This is a genomic window from Burkholderia sp. LMU1-1-1.1 (genome assembly GCF_040675865.1).
Taxonomy (GTDB): domain Bacteria; phylum Pseudomonadota; class Gammaproteobacteria; order Burkholderiales; family Burkholderiaceae_D; genus Rugamonas.
Genome location: NZ_JBEGHG010000018.1, coordinates 66,148 through 86,104, shown reverse-complemented (window position 1 = coordinate 86,104; position 19,957 = coordinate 66,148). Strand labels below are relative to the sequence as shown.

General features: G+C 65.8%; 18 protein-coding genes and 1 riboswitch. Of the genes, 7 read left to right on the top strand and 11 right to left on the bottom strand.

Going from position 1 to position 19,957, the window contains the following annotated elements; translation table 11 throughout:
* Positions 1–73: 73 nt before the first annotated feature.
* Positions 74–189: riboswitch (TPP riboswitch) on the bottom strand.
* 250 nt (positions 190–439) lie between these two features.
* Together MRBLMU1_RS17020 and MRBLMU1_RS17015 are read left to right on the top strand one after the other, a co-directional pair.
* Positions 440–3,520 (top strand): diguanylate cyclase domain-containing protein, encoded by a 3,081-nt coding sequence (locus MRBLMU1_RS17020; RefSeq protein ID WP_363503450.1) that lies wholly within the window; start codon positions 440–442, stop codon positions 3,518–3,520.
* A gap of 88 nt (positions 3,521–3,608) precedes the next feature.
* Complete coding sequence (locus MRBLMU1_RS17015) at positions 3,609–6,404, top strand: valine--tRNA ligase (RefSeq protein WP_363503448.1); 2,796 nt, start codon at positions 3,609–3,611, stop codon at positions 6,402–6,404.
* A 122-nt stretch (positions 6,405–6,526) separates the two neighbouring features.
* Here the strand turns inward: MRBLMU1_RS17015 and MRBLMU1_RS17010 are convergent, their stop codons facing one another.
* Genes MRBLMU1_RS17010 through MRBLMU1_RS17000 form a run of 3 tightly spaced genes read right to left on the bottom strand, consistent with a single transcriptional unit; the run spans position 6,527 to position 9,113 of the window.
* Positions 6,527–7,507 carry a threo-3-hydroxy-L-aspartate ammonia-lyase gene (locus MRBLMU1_RS17010; RefSeq protein ID WP_363503446.1) on the bottom strand — a complete coding sequence of 327 codons (981 nt, stop codon included), beginning with the start codon at positions 7,505–7,507 and terminating at the stop codon, positions 6,527–6,529.
* A gap of 15 nt (positions 7,508–7,522) precedes the next feature.
* A complete protein-coding gene (locus MRBLMU1_RS17005) occupies positions 7,523–8,497 on the bottom strand; it encodes an ornithine cyclodeaminase family protein (protein WP_363503444.1) in 975 nt (324 codons plus the stop codon).
* Entirely contained in the window at positions 8,487–9,113 is a 627-nt protein-coding gene (locus tag MRBLMU1_RS17000) for a helix-turn-helix transcriptional regulator (protein ID WP_363503442.1), read from the bottom strand. Before MRBLMU1_RS17000 ends, MRBLMU1_RS17005 begins: the two co-directional genes overlap by 11 nt.
* A gap of 111 nt (positions 9,114–9,224) precedes the next feature.
* On the opposite strand from MRBLMU1_RS17000, the gene MRBLMU1_RS16995 reads away from it, so the two are divergent.
* From MRBLMU1_RS16995 to MRBLMU1_RS16985, 3 genes are all read left to right on the top strand, one after another.
* Positions 9,225–9,668, top strand: coding sequence for a DUF2147 domain-containing protein (locus MRBLMU1_RS16995; protein WP_363503440.1), 444 nt, complete (start codon positions 9,225–9,227; stop codon positions 9,666–9,668).
* Between the two features lie 172 nt (positions 9,669–9,840).
* On the top strand, positions 9,841–11,607 hold the full coding sequence (locus MRBLMU1_RS16990) for an Ig-like domain-containing protein (protein WP_363503438.1): 1,767 nt from the start codon (positions 9,841–9,843) through the stop codon (positions 11,605–11,607).
* Between the two features lie 25 nt (positions 11,608–11,632).
* Positions 11,633–12,775 carry an OmpA family protein gene (locus MRBLMU1_RS16985; protein ID WP_363503436.1) on the top strand — a complete coding sequence of 381 codons (1,143 nt, stop codon included), beginning with the start codon at positions 11,633–11,635 and terminating at the stop codon, positions 12,773–12,775.
* 4 nt (positions 12,776–12,779) lie between these two features.
* Here the strand turns inward: MRBLMU1_RS16985 and MRBLMU1_RS16980 are convergent, their stop codons facing one another.
* On the bottom strand, positions 12,780–12,962 hold the full coding sequence (locus tag MRBLMU1_RS16980; RefSeq protein WP_363503434.1) for a ThuA domain-containing protein: 183 nt from the start codon (positions 12,960–12,962) through the stop codon (positions 12,780–12,782).
* Between the two features lie 226 nt (positions 12,963–13,188).
* Here MRBLMU1_RS16980 and MRBLMU1_RS16975 point away from each other — a divergent pair, with 226 nt between their 5' ends.
* Positions 13,189–13,887, top strand: a complete 699-nt coding sequence (locus MRBLMU1_RS16975) for a PEP-CTERM sorting domain-containing protein (protein ID WP_363503432.1) — start codon at positions 13,189–13,191, stop codon at positions 13,885–13,887.
* 4 nt (positions 13,888–13,891) lie between these two features.
* Here MRBLMU1_RS16975 and MRBLMU1_RS16970 read toward each other — a convergent pair whose 3' ends face one another.
* On the bottom strand, positions 13,892–14,662 hold the full coding sequence (locus tag MRBLMU1_RS16970) for a ThuA domain-containing protein (protein ID WP_363503430.1): 771 nt from the start codon (positions 14,660–14,662) through the stop codon (positions 13,892–13,894).
* A gap of 115 nt (positions 14,663–14,777) precedes the next feature.
* On the opposite strand from MRBLMU1_RS16970, the gene MRBLMU1_RS16965 reads away from it, so the two are divergent.
* Entirely contained in the window at positions 14,778–15,164 is a 387-nt protein-coding gene (locus tag MRBLMU1_RS16965; protein ID WP_363503428.1) for a YbaN family protein, read from the top strand.
* Positions 15,165–15,169: 5 nt separating this feature from the next.
* Here the strand turns inward: MRBLMU1_RS16965 and MRBLMU1_RS16960 are convergent, their stop codons facing one another.
* The 6 genes from MRBLMU1_RS16960 to ruvC form a co-directional block, all read right to left on the bottom strand.
* Positions 15,170–16,123 carry a CAP domain-containing protein gene (locus MRBLMU1_RS16960; protein ID WP_363503426.1) on the bottom strand — a complete coding sequence of 318 codons (954 nt, stop codon included), beginning with the start codon at positions 16,121–16,123 and terminating at the stop codon, positions 15,170–15,172.
* A 199-nt stretch (positions 16,124–16,322) separates the two neighbouring features.
* Positions 16,323–16,787 (bottom strand): YaiI/YqxD family protein, encoded by a 465-nt coding sequence (locus MRBLMU1_RS16955; RefSeq protein WP_363503424.1) that lies wholly within the window; start codon positions 16,785–16,787, stop codon positions 16,323–16,325.
* On the bottom strand, positions 16,787–17,842 hold the full coding sequence (gene ruvB / locus MRBLMU1_RS16950; protein ID WP_209725130.1) for a Holliday junction branch migration DNA helicase RuvB: 1,056 nt from the start codon (positions 17,840–17,842) through the stop codon (positions 16,787–16,789). The genes MRBLMU1_RS16955 and ruvB overlap by 1 nt, the downstream gene beginning before the upstream one ends.
* Positions 17,843–18,017: 175 nt before the next feature.
* Positions 18,018–18,719: a hypothetical protein gene (locus MRBLMU1_RS16945; protein WP_363503421.1), complete on the bottom strand. Its 702-nt coding sequence runs from the start codon at positions 18,717–18,719 to the stop codon at positions 18,018–18,020.
* 68 nt (positions 18,720–18,787) lie between these two features.
* A complete protein-coding gene (ruvA, locus tag MRBLMU1_RS16940) occupies positions 18,788–19,366 on the bottom strand; it encodes a Holliday junction branch migration protein RuvA (protein ID WP_363503419.1) in 579 nt (192 codons plus the stop codon).
* 28 nt (positions 19,367–19,394) lie between these two features.
* A complete protein-coding gene (ruvC, locus tag MRBLMU1_RS16935) occupies positions 19,395–19,955 on the bottom strand; it encodes a crossover junction endodeoxyribonuclease RuvC (RefSeq protein WP_330918175.1) in 561 nt (186 codons plus the stop codon).
* Positions 19,956–19,957: the final 2 nt, after the last annotated feature.

Sequence of the window (19,957 nt, the reverse complement as noted above, 5' to 3'; positions counted from 1 at the left end):
TTGGCTCCTTGGTTGGCTACAGGAGCCAGCAAAGGAGGTTGGACGGCGCCGCGCCCGGAAATCAAGGGGATGGCGGCGTTGTCCTAAGCTTCCCTTCGCTGGCATTATCCAGATCAGGTTCGGAGGGTATTTCTCACCCGCGCATCGAATTGCATTGCAATACGATACGCAGGACCCCTAGCGTGTGCCGCCTTGCGGCAGCGCGCTGATTATAACAGAGGCGCAAAGGTAAAAGCGTGGCAAAAGCGGCCAGATAGGCGAACCAACCACAAACGACGGAACCGGCGGCGCGTGGCGAAAATCCGACGCCGCGCCTCTTCCGTATGGCAGGGGCGGCCGTGGCGGACTTCGGCTGATGTATAGTCGATTTATGCCAGAATGCAACTTCCACCGTGCCACCCCGCCGCCGCCTCATACCGCCCCTGCGGCGGGCCGGTCGTTGCCCTTGCTCTTGGCGCTGTCGGCCCTCCTGCTGCTGTGGCTGCTCGCGCCGCCGCGCGCCGCCGTCGCCGCCGAGCCCGACCGCTGGGCGGCGCTGACCCACACCGCGTTCAAGCACCAGCCCTATTCCGACACCGGCGCCGGCCTGTGCTTCGCCCAGGACCGCAGCGGCTTCGTCTGGATTGGCACCCAGACCGGGCTGGTGCGCTGGGACGGCAACCGCCCCCGCAAGTTCGTCGCCGACGCCATCCGCGACGACGCCCTGCCCGACAATTACATCACCAGCCTGCTGATCGACGGCGCCGGCCGCCTGTGGGCCGGCACCAGCTCGGGCGGGCTGGCGCGCTACGACGCCGAGCGCGAGAACTTCACCCGCTTCCCGCACGGCCCGTCCGGCCTGGGCAACGCCCAGGTCACGGCGCTGGCCGACGACGGCGCCGGCGGCGTGTGGGTGGGCACCGGCGGCGGCCTCGACCATATCGACGCCCGGGGCGCGATCACGCGCGGCGCCGCCACCACCGCCCCGCTCGACACGCGGGCGCTGCCGGCGGGCGCGGTGGGCGCGCTGCTGCGCGAAAGCGGAGGCCGCTTGTGGATCGGCACGCGCGAAGGCTTGCTCAAACTCGAGCGCGGCGCGGCGGCGCCGGCGGCCGTGCCGCTGGCCGGGCGCGACGAGGGTGCCAACACCGGCGCCAACATCAGCACCCTGATGCAGGACAGCTCGGGACGGATCTGGATCGGCACCCGCAGCCACGGCGCCTTCGTCATCGAGCCCGGCAGCGGCGAGGCGCGCGCGGTGCGCGAGGGCGGGCCCAGGCCGACCCTGGAGAAGGAGCGCGTCACCGCCATCGTCGAGGCCGGGCTCGGCGAGGTCTGGCTGGGCACCGACGGCGCCGACGGCGGCATCGTGGCGGTCGATCCGCTGCTGGGCACCACGCGCCGCATCCGCCACCAGCCCGACACCCCCGACAGCCTGTACGAAAACGATATCTTGGCGTTGTTCCGCGAGCGCAGCGGCATCATCTTCGTCGGCGCCATGGGGGCGCTGAGCCAGCACGACCCGCTGCCGCGCGCGGTGACGACGATACGCTCGACCGGCGGCGCCGGCAAACTGAGCGTGCCGAGCATACTGGCCCACCCGGACGGGCGGCTGTGGCTGGGCGTGGTGGGCGGCGGCATCGACATCGTCGACCCGCAACGGGGAGCGGTCGCCCATTTGACCCCGGCCCCGCCCGGCACGCCGGGCGCGCTGCCGACCGGGCGGGTGCTGGCGATGGCCCAGGGACCGGGCGGCACCGTCTACATCGGCACCGAGCAGGGCCTGTACCACGCCGACGCCGACGGCGGCAACGTGCGCCGCCTGGCCGTGCCGCAACGCCGCCCCGAGGCGGCGGTGTGGGCCGTGGCGCTGGTCGGGGACGTGCTGTGGCTGGGCGGCATGGACGGCTTGTGGGCGTTGTCGTCCGGCCCCGGCGGGCAACTGGCGGTGCTGCGCCACGAGCAGCAGAGCCTGGGCGACGCGCGCGTGACCTACCTGCTGCCGGCCGACGGCGGCATCTGGGTCGGCACCCGCGTCGGCCTGGCGCGGGTCGCCTACGGCGGCGGGGTCGAGCTGGTGCCGACGGTGCTGGCCGAGGCCGACCGCATGCCGCCCGGCTACGTGTCGTCGATGCTGCTGGACCGCCGGGGACGCCTGTGGCTGTCTCAGTTCGGCACCGGCATCGTCATCCTGGAGCGCACCGACGCCGACGGCCGGCGCCGCTTCCGCCGGCTGGGCACGGCCCACGGGCTGGAGGACAGCGGCGCCAACATGCTGCTCGAGGACGCCGGCGGCGCCATCTGGGCCAGCACCGACGCCAACCTGGCGCGCATCGACGCGCGCAGCTTCGCGATCCGCACGTTCGGCCCGGCCGACGGCGTCCACATCCCCACCTACTGGACCGCCGCGGGCGTGCGCACGGCGGCCGACGAGCTGGTGTTCGGCGGCCTGTCGGGCGTGACGGTGCTGCGGCCGGAGCGCCTGAGCCAGTGGCACTACCGGCCGCCGGTGGTGGCCACGCGCCTGCTGGTCAACGACCGCGAGATCCCCGCCGGCCGCTACAACGGCGGCGCCGGCGGCAAGGCGGCGCCGATCGAGGTCACGCCGGAGGGGCGCGGGCGCGGCTTCTCGCTCGAGTTCGCCGCCCTCGACTACTCGGCGCCCGAGCGCAACCGCTACGCCTACCGCCTGGCCGGCTTCGATCCCGACTGGATCAAGGCCGACGCCACGTCGCGCCGGGCCGGCTACACCAACCTGCCGCCGGGCGACTATGTGCTGCAGCTGCGCGGCTCGAACCGCAACGGCGACTGGTCGGCGCCGCTCGAGGTGCCGGTCAGGGTGTCGCCGGCGTGGCACCAGCGCCCGCTCGCGCGCATCGCCGGCGGCCTGCTGGCGCTGGGGCTGCTGGCCGGGCTGGTCCACATGCGCACGGCCCTGCTGCGGCACCGCCAGCGCGAACTGGTGGCCATGGTCGACGCCCGCACCGTCGAACTGCGCGCCACCCAGTCGCAGCTCGAGCAGCTGGCCTACGGCGACCCGCTGACCGGCCTGGCGAACCGGCGCCTGTTCAACGACGAGCTGCGCCACCTGGTGGCGCAGGCGGCGCGCGGCGGCCCGGGCTTCACGCTGCTGCTGATCGACCTCGACCACTTCAAACAGATCAACGACACGCTGGGGCACGACGCCGGCGACGCCCTGCTGGTGGCCGCCGCCGCGCGCCTGCGGGCGGCCGTGCGCGAGACCGACCGGCCGTTCCGGCTGGGCGGCGACGAATTCGCCGTGCTGCTGGCCCAGACCACCGAGCGCGCGACGCTCGAACCGGTGTGCCAGCGCATCCTCGACAACCTGGCGCAACCGCTGCCGCACGGCGCGGCCACGATGCGCATCAGCGCCAGCGTCGGCGCCGCCGTCCACCACGGCCAGGGCGGCCAGGACGGCCACCCCGGCACCCACGAGGAGCTGTACAAGCGCGCCGACGTGGCGCTGTACCAGGCCAAGGCCGCCGGGCGCAACACCTGGCAACTGGCCGGCGACGCTTGATTTTTTGACACGCCCGCGGCGGCGGCCTCCGCGTCATCTATAATGGCTGTTTTCGCACACGCGTTTACTACAATACATCAGCCAAATCATGGAATTAGCCAAGTCTTTCGAGCCTGCCGACATTGAACAATTCTGGCGCACCGAGTGGGAACAGCGCGGTTACTACACCGCCACCCTCGACGCCGGCAAACCTTCTTTCAGCATCCAGCTGCCGCCGCCGAACGTGACCGGCACCCTGCACATGGGCCATGCCTTCAACCAGACCATCATGGACGGCCTGACCCGCTACCACCGCATGCTGGGCCATAACACCGCCTGGATTCCCGGCACCGACCACGCCGGCATCGCCACGCAGATCGTCGTCGAGCGCCAACTGGACGCGCAGAAGATCTCGCGCCACGACCTGGGCCGCGAGGCCTTCGTCAAGAAAGTGTGGGAGTGGAAGGAGAAATCCGGCTCCACCATCACCGGCCAGATGCGCCGCCTGGGCGCCTCGCCGGACTGGCAGCGCGAATACTTCACGATGGACGAGACGCGCTCGAAGGTCGTCACCGACGTCTTCGTGCGCCTGCACGAGCAGGGCCTGATCTACCGCGGCAAGCGGCTGGTCAACTGGGATCCGGTGCTGGGCACGGCCGTCTCCGACCTCGAGGTCGTCTCCGAGGAGGAAGACGGCTCGATGTGGTACATCAAATACCCGCTGGCCGACGGCAGCGGCTCGCTGACGGTGGCCACCACCCGTCCCGAAACCATGCTCGGCGACGTCGCCGTGGCGGTCGATCCGACCGACGAGCGCTACCAGGCGCTGGTCGGCAAGATGCTGGTGCTGCCGCTGGTGGGCCGCGAAATCCCGATCATCGCCGACGAATACGTCGACAAGGCCTTCGGCACCGGCTGCGTGAAGATCACGCCGGCGCATGATTTGAACGACTACGCGGTCGGCCAGCGCCACAAGCTGCCGATGCTGTCGATCATGACCTTGGAGGCGAAGATCAACGACGAGGCGCCGGAAGCCTATCGCGGCATGGACCGCTTCGTCGCACGCAAGCAGATCGTCGCCGACCTCGACGCGCAGGGCCTGCTCGAGCAAGTCAAGCCGCACAAGCTGATGGTGCCGCGCGGCGACCGCACCGGCGTCATCATCGAACCGATGCTGACCGACCAGTGGTTCGTCGCCATGAGCCAGCCGGCGCCGGAAGGCACCTTCTTCCCGGGCAAATCGATCGCCGAGGTCGCGCTGGAGAAGGTCGCCAGCGGCGACATCAAGTTCGTGCCGGAAAACTGGAGCACCACCTACAACCAGTGGCTCAACAACATCCAGGACTGGTGCATCTCGCGCCAGCTGTGGTGGGGCCACCAGATCCCGGCCTGGTACGACGAGGCCGGCAACATCTTCGTCGCCAAGACCGAGGCCGAGGCGCTGGTCAAGCAGCAGGCCGCCGGCAGCACGGGGCCGCTGCGCCGCGACAACGACGTGCTCGACACGTGGTTCTCGTCCGCGCTGGTGCCGTTCTCGACCCTGGGCTGGCCGGAGGAGACGCCGGACCTGAAAGCCTTCCTGCCGTCGTCGGTGCTGGTGACCGGCTTCGACATCATCTTCTTCTGGGTGGCGCGCATGGTGATGTTCACCCTGCACTTCACGGGCAAGGTGCCGTTCGAGACCGTGTACGTGCACGGCCTGGTGCGCGACTCGCAGGGCCAGAAGATGTCCAAGTCCAAGGGCAACACGCTCGACCCGATCGACCTGATCGACGGCATCGGCATCGACGCGCTGGTGGAGAAACGCACCACCGGCCTGATGAACCCGAAAGCGGCCGAAAAGATCGCCAAGGCCACGCGCAAGGAATTCCCGGAAGGCATCGCCGCCTACGGCACGGACGCGGTGCGCTTCACGATGGCCTCGTACGCCTCGCTGGGCCGCAACATCAACTTCGACCTCGGCCGCGCCGAGGGCTACCGCAACTTCTGCAACAAGCTGTGGAACGCCACCCGCTTCGTGCTGATGAACACGGAGGAGAAGGATTGCTCGGCCAGTCCGGCCGATTTGTCGAACGCCGACAAGTGGATCATCTCGCTGCTGCAAAAGGCCGAACTGGACGTGGCCAAGGGCTTCGCCGACTACCGCTTCGACAACATCGCCTCGACGATCTACAAGTTCGTCTGGGACGAGTACTGCGACTGGTATCTGGAGGTGGCCAAGGTGCAGGTGCAAAGCGGCACCGAGGGCCAGCAGCGCGCCACCCGCCACACGCTGCTGCGCGTGCTGGAAGTGGTGCTGCGCCTGGCGCATCCGGTGATCCCGTTCGTCACCGAGGCGCTGTGGCAGGCGGTCGCGCCGCTGGCCGGCAAGACCGGTGATTCGATCATGACGCAGCCCTACCCGATCGCCAACACCGCCAACATCGACGAGGCGGCCGAGGCGTGGATGCAGCAGCTCAAGACGCTGACCGACGCCACCCGCAACCTGCGCGGCGAAATGCAATTGGCGCCGTCGCTGCGGGTGCCGTTGATCGTCGAGGCCGGCAATGCGGCCGACAAGGCGGCGATGGAGGGCTTTGCGCCGTACATCCAATCGCTCGGCAAGCTGTCGGAAGTGCAGATCGTCGACGCGCTGCCGGAATCGCCGGCGGCGGTGTCGATCGTCGGCACGACCAAGCTAATGCTGAAGGTGGAGATCGACGTCAAGGCCGAGCGTGAGCGGCTGTCGAAGGAGATCGCGCGCGTCGAGGGCGAGATCAACAAGGCCAACGGCAAGCTGTCGAACGAAAGCTTCGTCGCCCGCGCGCCGGCCGAAGTGGTGGCGCAGGAGAAGGAACGCGTGGCCAACTTCTCGGCCACGCTGGACAAGATGCGCGAGCAGTTCGCCAAATTGCCAGCCGCCTAAAAGCAACTCCGGGGTCAGGTCCACCAATTCTACACGTCCTGGACCGTAATACGGGTTTATCCCCCCTTACGGTTCCGCTCGTGTAGAAATGGTGGACCTGACCCCGGAGTTAGCCTCGTCGTTTATTGAGCCAGCAGCTCGGCGTAGCGCTCGATATCGACGTTGCCGCCGCTGATGATCACGCCCACCCGCTTGCCCTGTAGCTGTTCCTTCATCGCCCGCGCTGCCGCCAGGCCCAGGCAGCCGGTCGGCTCCACCACGATCTTCATGCGCGCCGCAAAGAAGCGCATCTCGGCGCGCAGCTGCTCGTCGCCCACCGTCAAAATATCGTCCACATCGCGCTTGATGATCGGGAACGTCAGCTTGCCCAGATGCTGCGTCTGCGCGCCATCGGCGATCGTCTTCGGCGTGTCGATGTGTACGATGGCGCCGCTGCGGAACGATTGCTGCCCGTCGTTGCCAGCCTCCGGCTCCACGCCATACAGCTTTGTCTTCGGCGACAAGGCCCGCGTCGCCAGCGCCGAACCGCTCAGCAAGCCGCCGCCGCCCAGGCAGACGAACAGGTAATCCAGTTCCCCCACTTCCTCGAACAATTCCTTGGCGGCCGTGCCCTGCCCCGCGATCACGTCGGCGTGGTCGTACGGCGGGATCAAGGTCAGGCCATGTTTGGCCGCCAGGTCGCGGCCGATCTGCTCGCGGTCCTCGGTGTAGCGGTCGTACAGCACCACCTGCGCGCCGTAGCCGCGCGTGGCGGCGATCTTCGACGGCGGCGCGTCGTGTGGCATGACGATGGTCGCCGGTATCCCGAGCAACTGCGCCGACAGCGCGATCCCCTGCGCGTGGTTACCGGACGAGAAAGCCACCACGCCGGCGCGGCGCTGTCCGGCGTCGAACTTCGCCAGCGCGTTGTAGCTGCCGCGGAATTTGAACGCGCCCATGCGCTGCAAATTCTCCGCCTTGAAGAAAACCTTGGCGCCCAGTTCGGCGTCGGCCGTGCGCGAGGTCAGCACCGGCGTGCGGTGCGCATGGCCGGCGATACGCTGCGACGCGGCGACGACGTCGGCATAGGTTGGCAGTGGTTCGCTCGTCTTTAGTTCGCTCATCTTGTTCCTTTGTGATTACCAGGGCCAGGCGATGCTGGTCCCGGTGCCGTTTTCCAAAGCGCGCCGGTGCAGCATGCGCGCCACTGTAAGGTCCTGCAGGGCGATGCCCGTCATGTCGAAAATGGTGATGGCGTCGGCCGCGATGCCGTCGCGCGCCGGCGCTCCGGCTGCCAGCAGCGCGCCGATTTCACCGGCCGGCGTTCCGGCCGCCCATTGCAGCTCGCCGATGGCGCGCGCCTGGATCAAGTCGTCGGCCCAGACGCTGCCCAGCGCCAGCAAGCCCTCCGGCAGTTCGCGCTTGCCGCGCGTGTCGCTGCCGACGCAGTTCAGGTGCGTGCCCGGCTTGACCGCGTGCGGGGAAAACAGCGGGCCGCCGCCACGCGTGGCGGTGATGACGATGTCGCTTTCGGCGACGGCGGTATCGGCGCTGGCGCCGGGTGCGACGTCGCAGCGCGCGGCGAACAGCGCTTCGAATCGCGGATCGCGGCGGCCGTCCGATGTCAGGTAGCGTACGCGCCGTATGCCGGGCATGACGCGCAGCGCGTAATCGGTGTGCGCCGCGCCCTGCACGCCGGTGCCGAACACGCACAAGCTCTCGCTGTCGCGACGCGCCAGCGCCAGCAAGCCCACGGCGCCCGCCGCCGCCGTGCGCGTCGTCGTGACGGCGTTACCGTCGATGACGCATTGCGGCCGCCCCGTGGCCGGGTCGAACAGCATGATCGTCGCCTGATGGCCGTCGGCGCCACGCGCGCGGTTGCCTGGCCAGAAGCCGGCCGCCTTCATGCCGAGTAGCTCGCGCTCCGGCACGCCGCCCGATTTGATGCCGAATACGCCGGCCGGCAGCGCCTCGCGCACCAGCGGGAAGATCTTCCCGGCGCCGCTGGCGTGCAGCAGGAAGGCGTCGCGCACGGCCTCCAGCACGTCGTCCGGCCGCAGCAGCGCGCCGGCCTGGTCGCGGTCCAACAAGAGAAGGCTTGAGTTATCTGGCATCGTTGTACACCGTGGCGCGTGAGACGTTTAAATAGGCGGCGACGATTTCCATCGCGCGCCGCACATCGCCCAATCCCGATTCCTTCAGTTCGCGCATCAGCGCCTTGCGCTCGTCGGCCTTGAGCGCGCGCGGCGTCGTCGCCAGCCGCGCCGCGAACTGGTCGATGCGCGCGCGGATGGCGTCGGCGCCGGCCGGCTCCAGCGTCTCGCTGACGCCGGCGGCGGTGTTGACGCTGCCGAACTGCGTCAGCAGGCTGTTCAAGCTGCGAAACACGGTCAGGTCGACGTTCAGGCACAGCGCGGCGATGTAGCGCCCGCCGCTGTCCTTGATGCCGATCGAGGTGCTCTTGGCCAGCCGGCCGTCGGCGAAGGTGTTGGGGTAGTTGGCGATCACCTGCGCGAAATCGGGATCTGCCGCCCGCGCCAGTCCCAGCTCGGTGGCCGGCGCGCCGACGGCGCGGCCCGACAGGTTGTTGTGGATAGCGAGGATGGCGTGCTCGGGATCGAGCAAGTCGTGCAGCACGACCTCGCAAAACGGCGCCAGGGTCTGGCCAAGGCCGTCGGCCACCTGCTTCATTTGCTCGAGCAGGTTTTGCTGTTCGGGTGTCCTTTTCATCTGTACATATTATCTTATTTTAGATAATTTGTGTAATTCGATAGAAAATAGTACGACCGGTCATTTATTTGCTACACTCGTCTGACAAAAAATAACCCTTTGGAGACCACCATGAAATTCGCCGCATTCGCCCTCACCGCGCTGCTGTCCATCGCCCCCGCCTTCTCCTTCGCCGCCGAGACGCCCGTCGGCCTTTGGAAGAACATCGACGACGAGACCGGCAAGCCGAAGGCGCTGATCCGCATCACCGAGAACGACGGTGCGTTCCAGGGCCAGATCGAAAAGCTGTACCGCGAACCGAACGAAGACCAGAACCCGAAATGCGACAAGTGCGAAGGCGCGCGCAAGGATCAACCCATCGTCGGCATGGTCATCCTGTCGGGCCTGAAGAAGGATGGTGACGAGTTCAACGGTGGCGAGATCGTCGACCCGAAAAACGGCAAGGTCTATAAGGCCAAGATGCACATGACCGACGCCGGCAAGAAACTGAACGTGCGCGGCTACATCGGCATGCCGATGCTGGGCCGCTCGCAGGTGTGGGTGCGCCAGGACTAAACCGGCGCCCGCGGCGTCTGAGGTTAAATCTCCACAACGTTTCCTAGTATCAATGTGATGTGCGCGATAGCGCACATACCCCTCCAGGGGGGCATGACATCGTGGCCTATTGGTCCGCGCGGACGGCGCGGGCCGCTAGTTAGTCCACCGGTTTCAGCACAAAGGAAACACCATGAATGTCCTGCAGAGATATACCAAGACGCTGTTCTGTTCCATCGGCTTCCTCGCCACCGCCCTGCTGGCGGGCTGCGGCGGCGGCGACCAGGGCCGCGATCCCATCCTCGGCGTGCCGGCGGCGACCCTGGTGTCGCTGGCCGTCACGCCGACGGCGCCAAGCGTCGCGCCCGGCGCAACCCAGCAGTTCACCGCCACCGCGACCTACAGCGACGGCACCACGCAAGCGGTGGTCGCCGCCTGGACCTCGGCCACCCCGGCCGTCGCCACGGTCGCCGCCGCGACCGGCCTGGCCACCGGCGCCAGCGCCGGCAGCGCCGTCATCAGCGCCGCGTACAGCGGCAAGACCGCCTCGGCCACGCTGACCGTCATCCCCCCCGCGCTGCTGTCGATCGCCGTCACGCCGGTCGCGCCAAGCATCGCGCTGGGCGCAAGCCAGCAGTTCACCGCCAACGGCACCTTTAGCGACGGCACCACGCAAGCGGTGGCCGCCACCTGGACCTCGGCCTCGCCGGCCGTCGCCACCGTGCCCGCCGCGACCGGCCTGGCCACCGGCGCCAGCGCCGGCAGCGCCGTCATCAGCGCCGCCTACGGCGGCAAGACCGCCTCGACCACGCTGACCGTCACGCCCGCCGTGCTGCTGTCGATCGCCGTCACGCCGCAGGCGCCGATGGTACAGATCGCCGCCACGCGCCAGCTGGCCGTCATCGGCACCTATTCGGACGCGACCACGCAAAACCTGACCGCCGGGGCGACCTTCGTGTCGGCAACGCCAACGAGCGCCACCGTCAACAGCGCCGGCCTGGTCACCGGCGCCGCGCTGGGCACCTCGGTCATCACGGCAACCAGCAATGGCAAAAGCGCCACCACCACGATCACCGTGCCCGCCGTCACGCTGACCGGCATCGCCGTCACCCCGGCCACCTCCACCGTCCTGATCGGCGGCCAGCAGCAGTTCGTCGCCACCGCGACGTATTCGGATAACACCACCGCGTTCGTCACAGGCACCGCCGTCTGGAGCTCGTCGAGCCCCTCGATCGGCACCGTGGCGGCCAGCGGCATCGCCACCGGCGTCGCCGCCGGCGCCACCAACGTCACCGCCACCGTCGGCGCGCAATCGGGCAGCGCCGCGCTGACCGTCACCGCGGTGTTGCCACCGTCGGCCGTACTGGCCGTGCCACTGGGCGGCGCCGCCAACTTCGCGGTGCTGGCCGGCACGTCGCTGACCAACAACGCCGGCGGCACCACCTTGATCACCGGTGACGTCGGCGCGCCGTCGCAGACCGTCGACCCGACCCAGGCGGCCGGCTACACCAACTACAAATCCGGCGCCATCCTGGCCGGCGCCCTGGCCGACCTGCAAACGGCCATCAGCAACGCCAACGGCCGCACCTGCGACGTCAGCTTCGCCGGCGACATTGACCTCGGCGGCCTGACCCTCGCCCCCGGCGTGTACTGCTACGCCGGCGCCATCAGCATCACCGGCACCGTGACCTTGAACGGCCCCGGCGTGTACATCTTCCGCACCGCGCTGACGCTCAACTCGACCGCCAACTCGATCGTCGCGCTGGGCAACGGCGCCACCGCGGCCAATGTCAACTGGCTGCCGGTCGGTCCGACCACGTTGGGCGCGAACAGCGTCTTCAAAGGCACCATCCTGGGCCAGTCGGCCGCGATCACGGTGGGCGACAACACCACGCTGCTCAATGGCCGCGTTCTGACCGGCGCCGCCGTCACGCTGCGCAACAACCAGATCGCCAAATAAACGCCCACCATTCAAGGACACCATCATGACCATCGCCAAGACATTCGGAACACTGGGCGCGCTCGCGTGCGCCATGCTCTCCATCCAGGTGGCGCAAGCCGAGGATACCTTCATCAATCCGGAGTGGGCCAACAGCGCCTGGTACATCGGCGCGGGCATCGGCCGCTCGCGCGGCAGCATCGACCAGGACCGGCTGACCCGCAGCCTGTCGGCCAACGGCGCCAGCGTCACCGCGTTCAGCACGGACGAGCGCGACACCGGCTACAAACTGTTCGTCGGCAAGCAGCTGAACCGCTACCTGGCGCTGGAACTGGGCTACTTCGACCTGGGCAAGTTCAGCTTCAACTCGACCACCTCCGGCAACGGCGCGTTCAACGGCGAGGCGGGCTTCCGTGGCGCCAACCTGGACCTGCTGGCGCAACTGCCGCTGGGCGAGCGGCTGTCGTTGCTGGGCCGGGTCGGCGCCAACTACGCCAAGGCCAGCACCCATTTCAGCGGCAACCGCTTGAATGCCGTGACCGGACCGAACCCGTCCGAACGCAAGCTCAACGCCAAGGCCGGCCTGGGCCTGGAATACAAACTGAGCGAAGCGCTGGCGCTGCGCGGCGAGGTCGAGCGTTACCGCGTCAACGACGCCGTCGGCAATCGCGGCGATGTCGATCTGTTGTCGGTCGGCCTGGTCTACAAGCTGGGTCGCCCGGCGCACAGCGCGCCCGTGTACGTGCCGCCGCCGGCGGCCGAACCGGCGCCGCCGCCGGTCGCGCAGCCGACGCCACCGCCGCCGCCGAAGGCGCCGCAGCCGACCTCGGAAAAAGTCTCGTTCGCCGCCGAAACGCTGTTTGATTTCGACAAGTCGGCCGTCAAGCCCGCCGGCAAGGCCGCGCTCGACGATCTGCTGCTCAAGCTGAAAGGCATGAACACCGAGGTGGTGGTGACGGTCGGCCATACCGACTCGGTCGGCTCGAACGAGTACAACCAGAAACTGTCGCTGCGCCGCGCCGAGGCGGTCAAGGCCTATCTGGTCGGCACGGGCATGGACGCCACGCGGGTCTATACCGAGGGCAAGGGCGAGACCCAGCCGCTGGCCGACAACGCCACGGCGGAAGGCCGCGCCAAGAACCGCCGCGTGACCGTCGAAGTGGTCGGCACCCGCAACGCCGCCAAGTAAGCGGCTACTGCTGGATGCCCCTGCCGGTGGCGGTCCAGTAAATGCCGCCCATCAGGTGCGACAGGTATTGCGGGTCTTTGTACATCTCGCCGTTGTGTCCGAGCGAGGTGACGAACACGCGGCCCTTTTCCACCTGGTGGTACCACGCCACCGGGTTGATCTTGACGTCGTGCGGGTTGTCGGACACGTACCACGAAACCGAAGATGCACATGACCGACGCCGGCAAGAAACTGAAGGTGCGCGCGACATCGGCATGCCCATGCTGGGCCGTTCGCAGGTGGGGGTGCGTCAGGACTAAGCCGATATTAACGCCGGATCAACATTGCCACACAGATAATTTAATTAACCAATTGACACATTTTTTCATTGGTGTTCTACTAAGCCCCTTTTTTAAATAAAACTAGGGGTTTGAATGAAAAAAATAATTGGTCTGCTCGCCGGGTTCGCGATGCTGGGTTCGGCGCATGCCGCCGTTGTTACGTACAACTTCACGGCGACGGTCACTGCGATCGATGAAACGTTGCCACCCACTTACACTTCCACCCTCAAAGATCTGAGCACATTGACTGGGATGACGGTCGCGTTGGGACAGGAGATCCACGGCTCGTTCAGCTACGATACCGCCATGGGGCTGAACGTCAACTATCAACCGCCGCCTGAAGCCAGCGGCACTTACCTGTTATACAACGATCCCAACAACGCAACGACCATCACCGCGCCGGAGGTGTTCTCCCGGCCACAAGAAGTGATCTATGGGACGAATCTGCTGCAAATCGCCAACGACGCTACGACGTTCTCCGGCGGCGACATTTTGTCGCTGTCCACCACGGTGATGGCGCCGGACTTCAGCAGTTTCAACGGCACCATTTCCCTGTTTGACTTCAGCGGCACGGCGTTTGACCATGGCGGCGTGCCGACATCGCTGAGGCTGTCCAGCTTCAACTACGCCGCCTATGAGCTGTATTATTTCCTGCCAACGGGCGGCTATGTCAGTATCCAAAGCGCGATCACCGCGCTCACGCCCGCCGCTGCGGTCCCGGAACCGGAAACCTATGCGATGCTGATGGCCGGCCTGGCGCTGATCGGCTGGCGAACCCGCAAGCGCGCCTAAGCGCTTATTGCTGGATGCCCTTGCCGGTGGCGGTCCAGTAAATGCCGCCCATCAAGTGCGACAGGTATTGCGGGTCCTTGTACATCTCGCCGCTGTGTCCCAGCGCGGTGACGAACACGCGGCCCTTTTCCACTTGGTGGTACCACGCCACCGGGTGGTCCTTGCCCATGCCTTTTGACACCTGCCCCGGCCAGATCTTGGTCGGGTCGTAGGTACTTTCGTCGACGTTGAGCACCGGGTTGATCTTGACGTTGTAAGGATTGTCGAACACGTACCACTCGTCGCTCCAGATCCAGCGCGCCGGCAGGCCGAAGGTCGCAGGGAATTTCTTGTCGACCACCTCGGCCACGCCGGTCTGCAGCATCGGATGGTTGCCGACACGGCGCCCGATCAGTTTCTCGAACCAAGGCCAGGTATTGGGCGGAATGATCAGCGCCCGGTGCACCAGCATGGCGTTGCCGCCGTTGCGCATGTACTCCTCGAACTTCCTGCGGCGCGGCTCGCTGAGCTCCTCGCCCGGCGTGTTAAGGAACATCACCATCGCGTACTGGCTCAGGTCGCCATCGAACACTTCCGGACGGTGCGTATAAACCAACTCGAACGCGTGCAGCTTAGCCTGCTTTTCCAGGCTTTCGCGGGCGATCGGGATGTATTCGTAATGGTATTTTCCGGGCATGGCCAGCACCAGGATTTTGTACTGGTCGTCGGCGCGCGCCCCGGCGGCGGACAGCAGCAAGCAGGCCAAGGCCATGCAGGCCAATATGATTTTTCTCATTCCAAGTCTCCACAAAGTTAGCGCTATCATGCGGGCGGGTTCAATATACACTTTTTCACCCGAGTGGTGATACGATTCTCGTTAGGCTTGCAGCCCAGCAAGCAACGGAAACTCGATGAAAATAGTATTGAATCTGATCGGATGCGTGGCGGTGGCGCTTGGCGTGCTGGGCATTTTTCTGCCGCTGCTGCCGACCACGCCGTTCCTGCTGCTGGCCTCGGCCTGCTTCGCGCGCGGCTCGACGCGGCTGCACAACTGGCTGCAAACCAACCGCGTGTTCGGCAAATACTTGCGCGATTACGAGAACGGCAAAGGCATCCCAAAGCGCGGCAAGGTCTGGATACTGATCTTCATGTGGGGCTCGATGAGCTACTCGATCTGGCACACCGACCTGCTGTACGTCCGCATCCTGATCCTATTCACCGGATGCTGCGTGACGATCTACCTGACCCGCTTCGTCCCCACCATGCCGGTCCCGCGCTCAGGCGATCCCGCCGATTAACTTTGTCACCTCTCGCCAGTGGTGAACTTCCAGGTTTTTGAAAGCGCACCGCCGTTGACGATGCCCGCGAAAGAAACGGTATAAACGGTGTTCGGTTTCATCCGCGCGACCGGCACGATCGTCAGCGCGAACGCGGCGATCTGGTTGTCGTTCTGGAGCGCGGGTCCCCTCGTGGAGAAAATTCCGCCGACAGGGCTGACCAGGATTCTGGCGCCCAGCGGCTGCCCGTTTGCCATGGCGATCGACAAATGATCCACGACGATGGCCGGTTTGGCCCCGGTCGCCAGGAATGATTTCGTTTTGAAGTTCAGCGTGACCGGCGGGCCCAGCTCGAAATACTCGGGAAGCGGGGATGGCTCCTCGGTATGGTTGTAGAAAACAGTCGGCACCCGGGTTTGGTCGGGATATGGGTACACCCGTATCGTCCCATCCTCGGGTAATTGCTCGACCTGCGAGGCCCCCTTGGAAAAGTTCACGACGCACACGGTGTACTTTCCAAAGACCGGATCGTTCCTGGTCGCCAGGGCGGCAATGCCGACATCGCGCATACCGGAGAAAAACAGGCCGACATGATAGATGCTGTTGGCCCAGCTGGCCGCGCAGCCGGCGAACCGGCCAGCGCCATTGACGCCGTGTACAACCTCCTCGATATAGGCCGCCCCATATCCGGCGGCCTTGCCCCTGGCGGTGGCGTCGACGCCGGTGAAGCCCGGGTTTCCCGCTGTCTCGCCGTGCAAGTTCAAGAAGTCGCTGGTGTTCAGGTACTGGTGGTGCGCCAAGGCCGCCTGGTCGAGTTTCGCGTTCTGGGCCAGCAACCCGGAGCCCACTTTTTCACGCAGAGCGTTGACGGCATTGAACACCGTGGCGTTGCCACTGTCGTTTGCATAGGAGGGAGTGGCCACGCGTTCGACCAGCGCGACGGGGTCGGCGGGAGGAATCGCGCCCGCCGCAGCGGGCATTCGAGGGGTACCGACGGCGGAACCGCCGGCGCAGGCGGTCAACCAGAAGGCAATGGCAATTGCCAGACAACTTACACAACGCACTTCAGTCTTTCCAAATATTTATATCGATATAGAATTTCATATCAGCACCAATAAATGCCAATATGTAATTTTAATTGATTATATTCTATATTTGGTCGGAGACGACTTTTGCGCCTTATGCCGATGCCGGCGGGGTGGCATGCTTGCGCAGGTGCCGGTCCAGGCTGTTGGCGAAACTCTGGCGGTCGCCCTGGTTGAAGGCGGCCGGGCCGCCGGTATCGACGCCGCTGCCGCGCAACTCATCCATGAAGGCGCGCATGCTGAGCATCTGCGCGATGTTGTCGTTGGTGTAGAACTCGCCGCGCGGATTGAGCGCGTAGCCGCCCTTCTTCAACACGTCCGAGGCCAGCGGGATGTCGCCGGTGACGACCAGGTCGCCCGGCGCCAGCAGGCGCACGATCTCCTGGTCGGCCACGTCGGCGCCGGACGGCACCTGCACCGAGCGGACAAAGCGCGACGGCGGCACGCGCAGCAGTTGGTTGGCCACCAGGGTCACCTGCATTTGCATGCGCTCGGCCACGCGGTACAGGATATCCTTGATGACGGCGGGACAGGCGTCGGCGTCGACCCAAATCTGCATCACAGGTCCCACAGTTCGCCGTTGGGATTGGTGCGCGGCGGCGTGACGCCGAAGTGCTTGTACGCGGCCGGCGTGGCGACCCGCCCGCGCGGCGTGCGCTGCAGGAACCCTTGCTGGATCAGGTAAGGTTCGAGCACGTCTTCGATGGTGTCGGCCGCCTCGCCGATGGCCGCCGCCAGGTTACCGATGCCGACCGGGCCGCCGCCGAACTTGTACAGCACCGCTTCGAGCAGCTTGCGGTCCATGACGTCGAAGCCGACGGTGTCGACGTCGAGCATCACCAGCGCGGCGTCGGCCACGGTCTTGGTGATGTCGCCGTTGGCCTTGACCTCGGCGTAATCGCGCACGCGGCGCAGCAGGCGGTTGGCGATGCGCGGCGTGCCGCGCGCGCGGCGGGCGATCTCGACGGCGCCGTCCGGGGCGATGTTGGCCTTGAGCAGCGCGGCGCTGCGGGTGACGATCTTGGTCAGTTCCTCGGTGTTGTAAAACTCGAGGCGGGCGACGATACCGAAGCGGTCGCGCAGCGGGTTGGTCAGCATGCCGGCGCGGGTGGTGGCGCCGACCAAGGTGAACGGTTGCAGGTCGAGCTTGACGGAGCGCGCGGCCGGGCCCTCGCCGATCATGATGTCGATCTGGTAGTCCTCCAGCGCCGGGTACAGGATCTCCTCGACCACCGGCGACAGGCGGTGGATCTCGTCGATGAACAGCACGTCGTTGGCTTCGAGGTTGGTCAGGATCGCGGCCAGGTCGCCGGGGCGCTCGAGCACCGGGCCGGAGGTCTGGCGCAGGTTGACGCCCATCTCGCGCGCGATGATGTTGGCCAGCGTGGTTTTACCGAGGCCCGGCGGTCCGAACAGCAAGGTGTGGTCGAGCGCCTCCTTGCGGTTGCGCGCGGCGGCGATGAAGATCTCCAGCTGGTCGCGGATCTTGGCCTGCCCGACATATTCATCGAGATGCTTGGGGCGCAGCGCGCGCTCGATCGCCTCTTCATTGGGCGACGACGGCGCCGCGTCGATGATGCGCTGTTCGGTGAAGCTGTCGGTCTGGATGCTCATTCAGTTGCTGGTTGCCTATTTAAATCTTGGTTTGAAAACACGTTGATAATAGCTGTCTATCTGTCTTTTGGTGATCCGCAGTTGCCGCTGTTCCCGCTCAGTCAACATTCGATACGGAACATTCGCTAGTTCGGGCGGCGTATCTATTTTGACCACAAGCGATTCTACCTTGCCTTCAGCTATCAACTGCCTCCAGACCCTCAATGATTCTTTCAGCTGAAGCAGTTTGGCTGAGATATCGGGCTTCTGACGCGGTGAGGCATTCGAACCCGAACCGTTGTCGCCACCAGTATTCAATGTGTCCATGTTTCCTCCTTAGCTCTGACAATTGTGCGCTCGTTAGGGCTAGCTCCGCCGAATAGTCCTTACCGGTTAAAACCGTTGCGCCGATGACGCACCCTTTCTGCGCGAGGATATGACCTCGTAAATTGGCAAGCGTTCCGCCTTGGCCGATAAAGTCATCGACCATTAGGTAGTTTAGGCCAATTACGATCGGACCTGCGAAGAGCACCTGTCGTTGAAGCCATTCATAGCCAGTTGCGCCAGTGTGAGTGACTTTGTTCGCCTGAAATATTCTACGCTCCCGTGGCCAATCAAGAACATCCGAGATCAGCCACGCCAGTGCCCGAGGCATGGCGTTGATGCCAGACGCCTCCTGCGCATGTGCGCTGACCAATATCGGCGCCAAGTCGTTGAACCGCTTCCAGAGCTGCTCCAAAGTTTTAATCGAGACCGCATCGCTAACCAGTTCCATCGCAGCGAAACCATCCCCCGCCTTGGCTGCGGCATACGCATGATGGGTCTTAACGAAGCTCTCGGCCGCGTGAATAAAAACGGCGGGAAAATGACTCCAGGGAAAGCGTGTTGCTTGTTCCATGATCGGCACCTCCGCTTTGCTCGACCTTCAAGCATAGGCCGCGGCACCGGCGCCTCGTTTGAGGCGTGTCAGCCTTTGGACAGCGCCTTCAATGCCTGCTTAATGCCGTCAGACACGCCGCTGCCGGCCGGCACGGTCTTGAGCGCGAGCAGCGCTTCCTTGTCGGAGTAGCCCAGCGCCAGCAGCGCGTTGAGGATGTCCGACTGCGAATCGGGCACCGCATGGCCGCCGCCGGCGCCGATGTCCGCGCCCAGCTTGCCCTTCAGTTCCAGCAACAGGCGCTCGGCGGTCTTCTTGCCGATGCCGGGCACCTTGATCAAGCGTCCCGACTCCTGCAACGTCACCGCCTGCGCCAGATCGGAAATCGACATGCCCGACAGGATAGACAACGCGGTGCGCGCACCGACGCCGCTGATCTTGATCAGCTGGCGGAACACGGCGCGCTCCTCGGCGTTGCCGAAGCCGAACAACAAATGCGCGTCCTCGCGGATCGCCTGGTGCGTGAACAGCACGACCTTTTCGCCGACATGCGGCAGATTGTAGAAGGTACTCATCGGCACATCGACCTCGTAGCCGACACCGGCGCACTCGACCAGCAGTTGCGGCGGATTTTTTTCAAGCAGAATACCGGAGAGACGACCGATCATCGTGTTGTAGCCTTCTTAATTAGGGGAGTTAGCCGACCAGGCGGCCGTTTTTCATGCGCAGGCCTGCCAACGGACCGCTCTTGGCGGTGCTGGTGCCCTTGCCGGCGCCGGCGATCAGGGTCAAGGTTTCGCGGCTGTGGGCGTGGCAGATGGCGATGCCGAGCGCGTCGGCGGCATCGGTACCGGGCAGGCCGGGCAGCGACAGCAACCGCGCCACCATGTCCTGCACCTGCGCCTTGACCGCGCGGCCGGTGCCGACCACCGCCTGCTTGACCTGCGTCGGCGAATATTCAGCCACGCTGAGTTCGGCCGACACCAACGCGCAGATCGCCGCGCCGCGCGCCTGGCCCAGCAGCAAGGTCGATTGCGGATTGACGTTGACGAACACCTGCTCGATGGCCGCGCATTCGGGCTGGTAGATGCGGGCGACCTCGGCCACGCCGTCGAGGATCACCTTCAAGCGCGCCGGCAGGTTGCCCTCGCCGCTTTTGATGGTGCCCGAGGCGACGTAGTACAGCTTCGCGCCCTGCTTGCGAATAACGCCAAAGCCGGTCGTGCGCAAGCCGGGGTCGATGCCGAGAATTATCATTG

Bases quoted from the DNA above. Each gene is read 5' to 3' on its own strand.
- MRBLMU1_RS16975 (WP_363503432.1), top strand. From the start codon at position 13,189: ATGAAAAAAATAATTGGTCTGCTCGCCGGGTTCGCGATGCTGGGTTCG.
- MRBLMU1_RS16970 (WP_363503430.1), bottom strand. From the start codon at position 14,662: ATGAGAAAAATCATATTGGCCTGCATGGCCTTGGCCTGCTTGCTGCTG.
- MRBLMU1_RS16955 (WP_363503424.1), bottom strand. From the start codon at position 16,787: ATGCAGATTTGGGTCGACGCCGACGCCTGTCCCGCCGTCATCAAGGAT.
- MRBLMU1_RS17015 (WP_363503448.1), top strand. From the start codon at position 3,609: ATGGAATTAGCCAAGTCTTTCGAGCCTGCCGACATTGAACAATTCTGG.
- MRBLMU1_RS17005 (WP_363503444.1), bottom strand. From the start codon at position 8,497: ATGCCAGATAACTCAAGCCTTCTCTTGTTGGACCGCGACCAGGCCGGC.
- ruvB (WP_209725130.1), bottom strand. From the start codon at position 17,842: ATGAGCATCCAGACCGACAGCTTCACCGAACAGCGCATCATCGACGCG.
- MRBLMU1_RS16990 (WP_363503438.1), top strand. From the start codon at position 9,841: ATGAATGTCCTGCAGAGATATACCAAGACGCTGTTCTGTTCCATCGGC.
- MRBLMU1_RS16945 (WP_363503421.1), bottom strand. From the start codon at position 18,719: ATGGAACAAGCAACACGCTTTCCCTGGAGTCATTTTCCCGCCGTTTTT.
- ruvA (WP_363503419.1), bottom strand. From the start codon at position 19,366: ATGATCGGTCGTCTCTCCGGTATTCTGCTTGAAAAAAATCCGCCGCAA.
- MRBLMU1_RS16995 (WP_363503440.1), top strand. From the start codon at position 9,225: ATGAAATTCGCCGCATTCGCCCTCACCGCGCTGCTGTCCATCGCCCCC.
- ruvC (WP_330918175.1), bottom strand. From the start codon at position 19,955: ATGATAATTCTCGGCATCGACCCCGGCTTGCGCACGACCGGCTTTGGC.
- MRBLMU1_RS17010 (WP_363503446.1), bottom strand. From the start codon at position 7,507: ATGAGCGAACTAAAGACGAGCGAACCACTGCCAACCTATGCCGACGTC.
- MRBLMU1_RS17000 (WP_363503442.1), bottom strand. From the start codon at position 9,113: ATGAAAAGGACACCCGAACAGCAAAACCTGCTCGAGCAAATGAAGCAG.
- MRBLMU1_RS16960 (WP_363503426.1), bottom strand. From the start codon at position 16,123: ATGCCCGCTGCGGCGGGCGCGATTCCTCCCGCCGACCCCGTCGCGCTG.
- MRBLMU1_RS16985 (WP_363503436.1), top strand. From the start codon at position 11,633: ATGACCATCGCCAAGACATTCGGAACACTGGGCGCGCTCGCGTGCGCC.
- MRBLMU1_RS16965 (WP_363503428.1), top strand. From the start codon at position 14,778: ATGAAAATAGTATTGAATCTGATCGGATGCGTGGCGGTGGCGCTTGGC.